We start from the raw sequence: 13,574 nt of genomic DNA on the forward strand, positions 1-13,574 counted from the left end.
CGAGTAAGTGTATTTTACTTTTTCAAAAGTTTAATTGAGCCATTTACGCTTTCTAAATTGATATCGCTGCTGCCATCTCCGATGGTACCTTTCATGTCATTACCATAGTAGCGTCCTTTCACCCCTTGAATACCGTAATCGGTTTTGATTGAACCATTACCCGTTTCTGCGGTTACTTTGGCACCAAAGTTTGCCGGTAGGTGTAAACGAATGCTGCCATTAACCGTTTCGGTTTCAATATCAATGTTTTTCGCCGAATCGGCAAACGTTAACTCGACCGCGCCGTTAACCGACTCTACTTCTACATCAGATGCTAAGCCTGAAGCCTCTACCGAGCCATTTACCACATCGGCGTTCAATTCGCCCGAAACATTAACCACGGTTAGCGAACCATTAACCACATCAATTTCACGTAAATCAATATTCGCCGGTACCATAATGGTATAATCGACACTGCCACCACCAGAGTTATGGCCCCAGCCACCATGATTTTCCTCATAGTCGGTTTCAACGGTAATGCGATTGCCGCTTTGCTTCATTTTAATTTGTACGCGATCTCTTGCCTCTTGATCTTCGGCGGTGATATCTGCAGTCACTTGTACTACTTTTTTATCCCAGGATTCAATCGTTACATCGCCATTAACATTGTCCAGCATCAATTGGCCTTTGCCGCTCATATCGAAACTTTTTTCCACCGTATCGTGAATGCTTGCCTGCGCATTAAATGCCAGTAGTGTCGCAAATGTTAATGCCGGAGCTAATGCGGCTTTTCTTAAAAAATTAGAGTTTAGCGTTGTCATGTTCTTTCCTTACAGCGAGTAATTCATTTTATTTGTTAGTTATGATGCAGCAAAAAGGCAAAAGGTTTAAACGAATTTAAATTTATTTTAAAAAATCATTCTCATTCATTATTTTAACGTTATGATAGCTGGCAAGAGCATGCAAATAAATAGGCCACGACTTTGATGTTAAATGTGCAATTATTATTAACCGGTAACGAATTAATGAGTGGCGACATTATCGATACCAACTCAGTCTTTATTGCCAGAGAATTAAAAAACCTGGGCATTGAACTCACTCGCAAAGTCACCGTAGGCGACGATATTAAGCTGTTAATCAATGAAATGCAGCAATTAAGTCAATATGCCGACATCCTGATTGTTAACGGCGGCCTGGGCCCTACGGTAGATGATATGACCGCCCAGGCGTTAGCGAAAGTAACCGGTAAAGAATTAACCATTCATCCAACCGCCCTTGAACAGTTGAAACTATGGTGTCAAAGAAGAAGTTATAAACTGACCGGTCCCAACATGAAGCAAGCAGTGCTGCCAGCAGGTTGTGACGTTGTTTTTAACCCTCTAGGCAGTGCCCCAGGGTTTGCGATGAACCACAATGATTGCCAAATTATCTGTACTCCGGGTGTGCCGGCTGAATTAAAAGCGATGTTGCGTGAACAAATTCTACCCGGCATTGCCAAAACACTCCCTGATGAGTTGCAAACGGTTACGCAAAAAATGCAGGTATTTGGCTTGGGAGAGTCTGGCTTACAGAAAATGGTAGATGAGCAATATCCCAATTGGCCAGAAGAAATCGAACTGGGCTTTCGCGCCGGTTCGCCCTTGCTTGAAATTAAACTCACCAGCAGAAGCCACACCTCATCGACATTAAGAGAGGAGTGCTATCAAAATTTAAAACAACTCTTGGGCCAGCACATTGTCAGCGAAAATGGTAATTCAATGGCAGGAAAAGTGGTTGAGTTATTAACTGAAAACAACAAAACCATTACTACGGCTGAATCTTGTACTGGCGGCATAATAGCTTCTTTACTGACTGGCATTGCCGGTTCATCAAATGTTTTCAACGCTGGCTTTGTTACCTATTCAAATAAGATGAAAACAAAACTGACTCAGGTCAGTGAAGATACCCTTAACCAACACGGTGCGGTAAGTGAAGCGGTAGTGATTGAAATGGTAAAAGGGGCATTACAAGTGAGCGGTGCCGATTATGGCATTGCCGTATCTGGCATAGCAGGACCTGATGGTGGCACAAAAGAGAAACCGGTTGGTACCGTATGGCTTGCCTGGGGGGATAAGGCAAACGTTCGTACGCAAAGATTATATTTCCCGTCGCATCGTAATCATTTTCAAACCTTTATCGCCAATACTGGCTTAGATTTAATCCGCCGTTTGCTATTAAATTTTAATGACCAACCCAAATACGTTATTGAACGGCAACAACAGCAAAGATAATTATCCGGATAATGGCAATATATAATGAATAGTTGGTCAAATTCGCTAAGGTTATTAGTCAAAACAACAACAATGATAATTAGTAACGCCAACAACTTTATGTAATCGATTGATTTATATAGATATTCACTACATGGCTAGTTTTTTGCTTTCTATACAGCAATGATAAGTAAAAAATTAATAACGTAATGGGATCTCAAAATGAAAAAATTAATGATAAGCACTGTCGCTTCTGCATTGTTATTAAGCGGTACCGCATTTGCTCATGATGATCATGATGGCAACTATTCTTTTAGCAGTGATAACTGTTCGGTCGATGTCAACTACGGCATTGTCGTGGAAAAAAATAACATTCGTTTTGTAAATGACGATGAAACTTACGTACAAATTAATGACCATCAACAACTCTTTGTTGAGGGCAAACAAGTAACGTTAACCGACAGACAACAAGCCCTGGTGAGCGAATACTCAGAACAAATTAATCAACAAGTACCTGAAGTCGTTAACCTGGCGAACGATGCTATCGACATTGCTTTTGACGCCCTTACGCAGGTAATGAATGGCTTGAATGGTGAAAACAGCGATAACCATGACCGGCTTGCGCAAGTATTTAGTGAAATTAGAGAAAAAGTAGATACTCGTTTCAATGAAACCGATGGCAACTATTATTTAGCGCAACAAGACTTTGATGAATTTGATCAATTTATTGAAGATGAACTTGAAGGCGAGATTGAAGAACTAGTGTCGAGTTCGGTGGGTAATTTATTAATTGCTGTTGGCAGCGCGATGAGTAATGAAGAAGGTGACTTTGATCAAAAAATGGAAGCCTTTGGTGAGCGCATGGAACGTATGGGTGAAGACATAGAAGTTGCGGTGGAAGCCAAAGCCGAACAAATTGGTTTGCAAGCGGAACAATTATGCAGCAACCTAAAAGAATTAGATCAATTGGAAGATGAATTAACCGCTAGCGTTGACGAACTTGCTAAATTTAACTTACTAACGGTTAGTGCTGATTAGTTTATTAAAACAGTTAAAGCACTTTTCGATGAAAACATAAAACCTGCTGACGCAGGTTTTTTATTGGCTAAATTTTTTCTTAAACCTCATGCAGGTTATGCGTCAGTTACTTTTAATAAAATCGATGGAATGTTTATTAAACTCAGCACTCTTTTCAACATTACAAACATGACCACAATCGGCCAACTCTAAAATTTGACAACTCTCATGTTGAGCCGCCATTTCTTTTGCCGGGTCAAGAAACATATAGTCATTTTCACCCATCAAGTACAAGGTAGGCGTGTTAATGTCATGTTGTTGGTAAAACTTCATTAACGGATTGACATCACTGGCCAGTTTAAACCAACGTTTAAATTCTTTTTGGCACAGTTTTTTGGCATCTTTAATGAACATATTTCTTGATTGTGCCTGGCCTTTTTGCGGCATTAAGATAAAGGCAAATAAGCGATACAACCACATGTAAGGCATCACGTGCTTAAAAAAACCACCTATTTTCACTAACGAATTTGAGCGAAAATCGAAACGTGTTACCGCACCACCAAGCACCATAGATTTAACCCTGTCTGGGGCTAACTCAGCAAGCTTTTGAATTAATATCGTGCCTAATGAAATACCGACAAAATGCGCACCTTTAATTTTCAAATGATCCAATACTTTCAGAATATCTAAAGATACATCTTTGAAAGTGTAACCATTTTTCCACATCTCTTTAAATGTAACGGCGCTTGAACGACCATGGCCGCGCAAATCAATAAGCAGCAGATTAAAGTGCTTTTTATATTCTTTAATTTGTTTAAACCAAATAGAAGAACTGCCGCCGGCGCCGTGCACAAAAACGACCCAATCATTGCTGTTCGGGTTGATATAGGTTTTGTGGAATAACAGGGATGGAGCCATTTACTACTCTTCTGGATTAAATAATGGAAAATGTTAATAGGTTTAATAAGTACAGAACGTAAGCTATATGTAACAAACAGCTAGCGTTACTAGCCTAACATTATTGATTGTGCGATGTAATAAAAATACGCTCGTCTTTTATGACAATTATTTGAAATAGCTAAACTGCAGATCTATGGTTAGTCTGTTCTGCCCTATCAAATCCGGTTAATCGAACATAACATGTTGACATTTTTATGCCTGATTAGCATTGTAGATGTAATCATTTCATATTCTTTAGTGACATGAAAAATAAATACTAACCGCAGCAACTTGGAAAATTGATGAATCAAAACATAGGCTTACAGCGGCGTTTATTAATCATTTTCAGCATTGTTTTTGCGGGTGAAATTATTTTCAGTTTGCCCTTTCATGTGGCGCGATTTTTTCGACCAACTCTACTTGATGTGTTCGGCATCACCAATACACAACTAGGGGATATCTTTGGTCTTTATGGGATTTTGGCGATGTTGGCTTATTTTCCCGGCGGAGCGATAGCCGATCGGTTTTCTGGACGTCGATTAATGAGTTTTTCGTTATTTGCCACGGCGCTTGGCGGTGTCTATTTTGTGCAAATTCCCAACCATAACGGCCTTACCCTGTTGTTTGCCTATTGGGGCGTGACCACAATACTTCTATTTTGGGCGTCGATGATTAAAGTCACACGGCAATGGGGCGGTGAAACCAGCCAAGGCAGAGCGTTTGGTATTCTCGATGGCGGTCGGGGCTTAGTTGCTGCCGGGGTCGCATCGATTGCCGTATTGATATTGACTATGCTGTTGCCGACCAATACTGCGGTAATGACTGCCGCCCAGCAGACAAGCGCACTAAAAGCGGTGATCACGTTTTATTCATCGATGACCTTGTTTGCCGCCATGCTGGTTTTCTTTGCCATTCCAACAGACAACTCTGACAAAAATAAAGCTATCAAGGTAGAAAGTGAATTTAGCACACTTAAAGGCATTCTCGCGGTAATAAGACAACCTAAGGTTTGGTTGCAGGCACTCATTGTCCTTGCCGCTTATTGCGCCTATAAAAGCCTGGATTATTTTGGCCTTTACGCCACCACAGTGCTTGGCTTCAATGAATTGGATTCTGCTCGCTTAGTGGCTAACGCCTCTTACCTGAGACCCATAGCGGCAATAACCGCAGGCATTATTGCCGACAAATTAGGTGCTGGCAGAGTGATCTCGTGGGGCTTTGTGCTGTTATCGGGGTGTTATTTGCTTTTCTCATTGCTCGAGCCGGATTCAGCAAACCCTAGCTTCATTATTGAAATGAACTTGCTGCTGACCTTTTTATTGGTGTTTGCCATTCGCGGCGTGTATTTCGCCCTGTTGGAAGAAAGCAAACTGTCGGGCCAGTTAACCGGAACGGCGGTTGGGGTAATTTCAGTGATAGGGTTTACCCCGGATATCTTTTTTGCCCCCGTCGCCGGACGAATTATCGACTCCGCCCCGGGCATTGACGGATTTAACCAGCTATTTTTATTACTAGGGAGTTTGTCTGCACTGGGATTTATTGTGGCGTACACCTTGGCGAAACGAGTGAAATCAGCTTCACCATAATATGAACAAGGCTGCATTCAGCAGCAGCCTTTAATCATGTTGATGGCTAAGATTAATTACTCTTTAAGATGAAACTCGATATCCACTTTACGTCCCTGAGGTTGTTCATTGTCTTTCAACAAGATAAAGTTCGTTGTAATTGATATATCAATACCTTCAGACTTTAATAGCTCTGCAACCTTATTTGCGCGACTAGACGCTAATTCTTTTAAACCAGCATCATTGCCCGGGGATTTAGCATAGGCAACAACCGATACATGATTTAGTTTTTCGAGATCAACTTTCGCTACCGCCTGTTTGATTTTATCGACATCGGCAGCAACCAATTTATCTGAGAATATACCAAAGTTAATGGTGGTTTTTTCTGCCACCATTAAGTTTTTCGGCACGCGTACAAAAATGATATCAACACGTTGGCTTTTTGGTGTTGCATCCTGGGTTACATCGCCTTGATAAGCCGTACTTAATCGTGAAATGCGCACATCATTTAAATATAACAATTTAGCCACTTGATGAACTCGCCAGTTTGACAATTGGTAGTTCCAGTCAGGTAAACCTATGGTTGATGAATAACCGGTCATGATGGCGATTAAATCAGGCTCGTTAGCTAATATGTTTTGCGCTTGTTTCACTTTTTTATGGCTTTGCGCATCGATATTAAACTTATCCAGGGCGAAATAAATGGAAATTGGCTCTGGCGCTTTTACCAGTTGCATCACTTCTGGTTCCACAATTTCAGGTTCGGTCACTACAGGCTCGACAATGACTGGCGCAACCTTAGCAATAACTGGCAATGCTTTTTTCGGTAACGCTGGTATTGCTTTCGGGGTTGACTGACCAAAGAAGTAGCGGATACCTAAGCTAAACTGGTCTACATCATGATTTTTTAACGTTATCGTTTCATAAGAGGCAAAAAATTGCAGATCTCGCCGAAAGTGATAACCCGCCTCAATACCTAACATTAAATCAGTACCCGAGATATCATCAGAGCCGACATCATCGTTATTGGTAAAGGTGTCATAATCGCGTTGCCAATCAAAAAGACCGGCTTTACCAGAAAGCTTCCATCGTTCGGTGAGCGGATAGGATACTATCGCCGACAGGTTAAAGCCTTTACCAGTATCGGGGTAGATATGCTCTGCCGCATCGTAAAAATCTGGCAGCTCATGGGCTTCACCGGTAAAGCGAACTTCCCGCTCTCCCAGGTCTAGGTAGCCCAGTTGCAAAGCAAAGTATTGGTTAAACTGATAACCGCCAAACACGCCATAACTCATATCACTATCGTCGACACTGACACTGCTGGCGATAATACCAACCTCGTTAAACGCATCATCTATCTCTTGTTGACTAACATCGGTTTGCGCCTGACCCAATTGTCCGCCAATATACCAGCCATTATAAGGCGAACAATCAACGCTAACAGCACTACCACAAGTGCTGCTGCTGGCAACAGCAAGGTTTTGGTTGAAGATGCTAATAAACACCAAACCAGCAAGCGCCAAATGGCGCATCGTTGTTAACGATAAGCGACGATAAGCAATGAACATGATTGCCAACATTAATAACCAACTAAACGCACCGCCAGAAGATTTAGTGACTGAGGAAACCTCGGTTCGAGCGATCACCTCTACGGTAAATGTTGCCATAGTAATGTGGCCATAAGCATCACGAACGGCGACGGTTATGGTATCGGTACCAGAGAAACTATCATTAGGCAGATAAATCAAATTACCATCGGCATCAAAGCTGACGCTACCATTTAATGCCGTAGCACTGATCAGTTCGAGTGCATCATCATCTGCATCTGTGGTAACAGCAATAATGTTAATCGGCTCAGCCTCTGCCCCCTGTTTCATATCGGACATGGTTATATCGGCGATAACCGGTGCTCGGTTGATGATAAAATTAATTGTTATTTCTCCATAGGCGGTGCCGCCCTTTCCATCAGATACGCCATAACGGATAATATCGGTTCCGGCATACCCCTCTAATGCCTGATAAATGATTTGCTCATCAACCACACTCACCGTGCCGAAGATTGGCGTAGCTGAGGTTAGCGATAATGTATCACCATCAGGGTCACTGACTAAGTCAAAGATGTTTATGTTAGTTGTGCCATTTAGCGGCAACAGTAATTGTAAGTTGTCAGCAATTGGTGGTTGATTGCCGTCAGCCAAGACACCAACATAACCGGTGCCAACCACAGTTGCATTGCGGTAACCATCATTATCGTTAACTCCTCCATCGGTGATCATTAACTGCACACACCAGGCGCCCGGAGTTAAGCCAGCTTGCCATAAATCACTTTGTGGTGGCGGACAATACCCCGGTTCACCTTGAGTTGACCAAAGACTGTTGCTGTTATTTTCAACAAAATCTAACCACCCTTCAGTAACCGCGTATTTGCGATATACGGCATTCTCAGGTACTGGTTTTCGTTGTGGAATCACAATACTTAATGCTTGCTGGCTCTGTGGCAACCCATAGCCAATGAAGTCAAAGATACCACCAATATTTACTGCGGCATTATCAATTGCGAGTCCATTTAATTCAGCCGTCGCATCGGCATCAGTAATATGAGCGGCGCCAGTTCTGCCACCCAGAGTTATTTCGCCGCGGCGTAAACATACCCCAGGGTTCGCTTCAATTAAGAATCCATTTTCTACATGGCTATATTCGGGTATGACATTACACTCGCTAATTCGATCAGCATAATCAACGATACCATCGCCATCCAAGTCTTGATGACCTTCAATATTATCGGCAATATTGTCTCCATCTAAATCCTTATTCGACAATATATCTAATTGCTCAACCAGTTGAAGATAGACATCCGCAATATCAAATTTTGCCTCTATGGCTCGGTCAGTTGCCACCAGTGTTACATGATAAATACCAACGGCCAGCTCACTCGGATCAAATATGAATTTATCACTTTCGCTGCTTTGGTTAACCATATTGTCAGCATCCGTTGACCAGTCAAAGCTGAACGTATCACCTAGGTTTGGATCATAAATATCTGCATCTACGGTCACTAAACCAGAATGTTGACTAACAATTAAACGCTGTTGATTATCTTGCAGCACGGCTAATTCTACTTCTGGTGCCAAGTTGCCTTGGCTAATCGTGATCTGATGCTGATATTTGGCGCCGCGATTTAACTCATCACTTAGTGTGATAATCAGGGTTTCGTCGGTTTCATCAACACCATCAAGTATGGTAGTTAGATCGATATTCGCTCTGCTGCCCTCGGTAATAATCACTTCACCGCTAAGCAAGCTATAATCGTCCTGCTCGGCACTGCCTGATACGGTATAAGGCACAATCACCGGATAACTTGGCGCAGCACCATTTAAATAGACACCGACCTGTACAGCTTCACCTTCGACAACCACTTGATCTTTTGCAATCGACACTAATGGCTGCACACAAATTTGTTGTGGCGCTATTGCGGTATTGCCTTCGGCATCTACCGTTTGCCAGTAAGTGGTATTTAATCCTGGAGGAAATAGCGATACACCATCTAGGATTGAGACTGGCAGTTGGTTACCAAACCTGTCGGCGGCCGAAGCAATACCCAGCTCAACTCGCGTGTATAAGGCATTGGCTTGCACGGTTAAATCCGCACAAAGATCATCAGGCACCGATAGTTCAGGTAACAGTTCCGCTTGCTCAATAGTGAAGTTTATCTTAACTTGTGCCTGAGCTAGTGCACCTTCACTATCGATAATAACGTACTCCACGATCACAAACTCTGTCATCCCCGACACTGGCGTATAAAGCAGCTGATTTTCATTAACTGTAACCTCACCCAAAACAGCACTCGCCGAAATCAGAGTAATTTCATCACCATCGGGATCACTATCATTATCGAGCACAGATATCGACGTTTGCAGCCAATCGCTCAAGGTGACTTCATCATCATTAGCAATTGGAGGTTGATTGATAGCACCTTTATTTGCACCTGTAGAAACAATAATTTCAACCGTTGCCGTCGCCGTTAAATCGCCATCACTAATGGTATAATGAATATACGCGGAGCCAATAAAGTCGGTCTCGGGGGTAAACAATAACACACCTTCGGCGGTTACTTCGGCGGCACCCGAAAGCACGGTAAAATCAATGGTAGTTAAGTCATCACTGTCGATATCGCTATCGTTTTCAAGATGAGACAAGGTTACCGGTATATTCATGTACGTTACCGCAATATCATTAACCGCCAATGGCGCATCGTTAACCGCTAAAACAGTGATAAATACTTGCGCACTTGCCATGGAACTGCCATCGGTAATGATGTAATCAATGATGGCTTCACCATAAAAATCAGCCTCCGGAGTAAATACTAATTGGCCATCGTCAAAAATGGTAACCGTGCCCTGGCTTGTGCTGGCACTAACAACCGATATTTCGGCACTGTCCAAGTCACTATCATTAGCCAGTACTACCACGTTTATTGCGCTGTCTTCGTCGACAGTAACAAAATCATCAAGGGCAACAGGCGCATCATTAACACCGGTAATGGTGATGGTAACCAGCATTTCGGTACCATCAATGGAGGTTACCACAAAGGTTTCCGTTAAAGTTTCACCATCAGTTAAAGCGACTATGGCGCTATTATCTTCATTGATGACATACTGCCAATCACCGTTAGCATCCACCGAAAATTGACCGTGTTCACCAGCAGTATTTTGTTGCTCAGTAAATATAGCTTCGTTCGCGTCATCATCTTCGACCATTAACGCGCCTGAAGTTGTTTCGCCACTGTCGCCTGAAGAGGTTCCGGTAGCCCCTCCACTAATCACTGCAGGATCATTAACAGGGGTCACACTAAACGTGACGGTTGCGATATTAGAATCAAGTTCACCATCATTAATCTTATAGGTGAAAGAATCACTTGTGGTTTCACTGCCATCATGATGGTAAGTAAAGCTGCCATCATTATTTAGTGTTACGCTGCCATTGCTTGGCTGTGTGACTAACAGTGCGGTAAATGCACTGTCGATATCGGAATCGTTCGAGGTTAACGCAGTCATGATCCCAACGGTAAGAGATGCCCCTTCGTCCACTATATAACTGTCATCTACTGCCACAGGTGCATCATTCAGCGGATTAACCACTATCGAAACAGTTGCCAGTACTGAGTCTTGCAAAGAGTCATTCACCCTAAAGATGAAGCTGTCATTGCCATTAAAATCAGCACTTGGGGTATAGACTAAATTAGGCGCGGTTCCCGTTAATTGGCCATTATCTGGGGTGCTGACAATGGTATAGGTGAGAATGTCATTTTCAGCATCTTCACCGGTTAAGATAATAGCTAATGGCATGTCCTCTGCTGTTTCTAGTGATTGTGGCAAGGCTTTAGGTGGATCATTTACCGGTGTCACTTCAATATTGACAATAGCAACAGTTGAGTCGATCACACCATCAAAGACTTTGAAAGTGAAACTGTCGCTGCCATTATAATCAGCATTTGGTGTGTAAGTTAAATTTTCACCCGTGCCTGACAAACTACCATTTTGCGGAGCAATAACCAGGGTATAAGTTAAATTATCATTATCGACATCCGTTCCGGTTAAGGTGATATCTAATGCAATATCTTCAACGGTAACAAGCGATTGTCCTTCAGCTTCCGGAGCATCATTTAGCGGTGATAACTGTAAAGTAACCGTTGCTTCGTTGCTGCTGAGGCCAAGGTTGTCATTCACCGTGTAAGTAAAACTCGTCTCGCCGGCAAAATTTAAGCTTGGTGTATAGTCTATCCATCCAGTAACAGGATCTACTGCTACACTGCCTTGCTCTGGCTGACTGGTTACCACAACACTGTCTAAAGCTAACTGACCATCCAGGTCACTGTCATTACCCAACACGTTCAGTGAAATCTTCTCGTCTTCAAATAGTACGATAGAGTCGTCACTTGCCTCCGGAGCATCATTGACCGCATTAATGGTGATTGTCACTTGGGCCACATTCGAACTGATCACAGGTTGGCCGAAATCGTTAACGGAATAGGCAAAGCTGTCGCTACCGTTATAATCGTCAGCTGGGGTGTAAGTAACTTCACCGGTAATAGCATCTACCACAACCTCACCATGTTCTGCTGCGGTGGTAATTGTGACCGTAGTCGAGTCTGGGCTGATATCTTCAATGTCGGTATCGTTGTTCACAACATCGATAACCACGGCATTATCCTCATCGGTTATCGCACTGTCATTAACTGCGACAGGGGCATCGTTTTCACCAATCACGGTTATAGTAATCGTTGCGGCAGCACTCACCAAGCCATCATTATCTAATACGGTATACTCTAAAGTGTCGTTACCCACATAGTTAGCTGCTGGCGTGTAGTTCAATTTACCATCAACAATACTGACCCTTAGCGCATGACTTGCCGCTTTAGTGATAGTCACACTTGCCGCATCTAGCGAACCATCAGCATCACTGTCATTAGCAATCAAACTGACTAAGCTAATGGCGGTATCTTCGGCTGTTGAAAATGCATCGTTATTGGCAATTGGTGCATCATTCAGAGAATTAACAGTAATGGTTACAGTGGCGTTATTGGACTGCACATTGTGGCTATCAGTTACTTGATAAGAAAAACTATCCTTACCGTGAAAATTAGCCTCTGGCGTATACGTTACTTCACCGGTTGATGGATTCACCGATAATGTGCCATGTTCTGGCGCCACCAATATCGATACCCCGGCAGTATTGAGTTGGTTCTCATCATCACTGTCGTTATCAAGAATATCAATAATAACCAAACTGTCTTCGTCTAAGGTAACATCGTCATCGGTCGCGATTGGGGCATCGTTTTCTGCCGTCACACTGATGGTAAAGGTTTGCGAGTCCGGCAACGCGCCGTCTTCTTTGCCATCTTCGACGGTTAAAGTAACCACACCGGAAGAGCTCACGCCATTGGCTGGCGTCCACGTCACCTTACCAATCGATGACACCGTCATTCCTGTTGGCGCGTTGGTTAAGCCCCAGGTGAGATCGGTACCGTTGTTGATATCGTCGACATCAGTCACCGTCGCCGTATAGGTATATTCAACGTCCTCAACCGCCGTTGATGGCGCAGTTGAAGTAATGGTCGGTGCCTGATTCACTGGCGTTACTGTAATGGTAAATATTTGCGAGTCCGGCAATGCTCCGTCTTCTTTACCGTCTTCAACGGTTAAGGTAACCTCACCAGATGTGGTGACACCATCGCCTGGCGTCCACGTCACTTTACCGGTAGACGTTACTGTCATTCCTGCAGGCGCGTTGGTTAAACTCCACGTGAGATCCGTACCGTTATTGGCATCGTCGACATCTTCCACGGTTGCGATATAGCTATATTCATTTCCTTCCGTCGCCGTTACTGGCGCAGTGGAGGTGATAGTTGGGGTCTGGTTAGCATCCGTTACCGTAATGGTAAAGGTCTGCGAGTCTGGTAATGCACCGTCTTCTTTACCATCTTCAACACTTAAAGTAACCGCACCAGATGTGGCCACGCCACCACTTGGCGTCCACGTCACTTTACCGGTAGACGTTACTGTCATGCCAGCTGGCGCATTAGTTAAGCTCCAGGTTAGATCCGTACCGTTATTATCATCGTCAACATCGGTCACCGTTGCCGTATAGGCATATTCACTTCCTTCCGTCGCGGTTAGTGGTGCAATTGAAGTAATGGTTGGTGCCTGATTCACTGGCGTTACCGTAATGGTAAATATTTGCGCATCCGGTAACGCACCGTTTTCACCGCCATCCTGAACGGTTAGCGTCACCGCACCGGAAGTGGTGACACCATCGCCTGGCGTCC

General features: G+C 43.5%; 6 protein-coding genes. 3 read left to right on the forward strand and 3 right to left on the reverse strand.

The genetic code is table 11. The annotated features are described in order from the left end of the window. Positions 1 to 14: 14 nt before the first annotated feature. On the reverse strand, positions 15 to 800 hold the full coding sequence (locus ND16A_RS15675; protein WP_033076291.1) for a DUF4097 family beta strand repeat-containing protein: 786 nt from the start codon (positions 798 to 800) through the stop codon (positions 15 to 17). 165 nt (positions 801 to 965) lie between these two features. On the opposite strand from ND16A_RS15675, the gene ND16A_RS15670 reads away from it, so the two are divergent. Together ND16A_RS15670 and ND16A_RS15665 are read left to right on the forward strand one after the other, a co-directional pair. Next, complete coding sequence (locus ND16A_RS15670; RefSeq protein ID WP_033076292.1) at positions 966 to 2,249, forward strand: CinA family nicotinamide mononucleotide deamidase-related protein; 1,284 nt, start codon at positions 966 to 968, stop codon at positions 2,247 to 2,249. 201 nt (positions 2,250 to 2,450) lie between these two features. Further along, complete coding sequence (locus tag ND16A_RS15665; RefSeq protein WP_033076293.1) at positions 2,451 to 3,266, forward strand: DUF2884 family protein; 816 nt, start codon at positions 2,451 to 2,453, stop codon at positions 3,264 to 3,266. 102 nt (positions 3,267 to 3,368) lie between these two features. Here the strand turns inward: ND16A_RS15665 and ND16A_RS15660 are convergent, their stop codons facing one another. Beyond that, entirely contained in the window at positions 3,369 to 4,163 is a 795-nt protein-coding gene (locus ND16A_RS15660) for an alpha/beta fold hydrolase (protein ID WP_033076294.1), read from the reverse strand. 323 nt (positions 4,164 to 4,486) lie between these two features. Between ND16A_RS15660 and ND16A_RS15655 the strand changes: the two genes are divergently transcribed. Then, positions 4,487 to 5,770 (forward strand): MFS transporter, encoded by a 1,284-nt coding sequence (locus tag ND16A_RS15655; protein WP_033076295.1) that lies wholly within the window; start codon positions 4,487 to 4,489, stop codon positions 5,768 to 5,770. A 56-nt stretch (positions 5,771 to 5,826) separates the two neighbouring features. On the opposite strand, the gene ND16A_RS15650 is transcribed toward ND16A_RS15655, so the two are convergent. Next, positions 5,827 to 13,539 carry an Ig-like domain-containing protein gene (locus tag ND16A_RS15650; protein WP_235281965.1) on the reverse strand — a complete coding sequence of 2,571 codons (7,713 nt, stop codon included), beginning with the start codon at positions 13,537 to 13,539 and terminating at the stop codon, positions 5,827 to 5,829. Between the last annotated feature and the right edge of the window lie 35 nt (positions 13,540 to 13,574).

The organism is Thalassotalea sp. ND16A (assembly GCF_000764205.1).
Taxonomy (GTDB): domain Bacteria; phylum Pseudomonadota; class Gammaproteobacteria; order Enterobacterales; family Alteromonadaceae; genus Thalassotalea_A.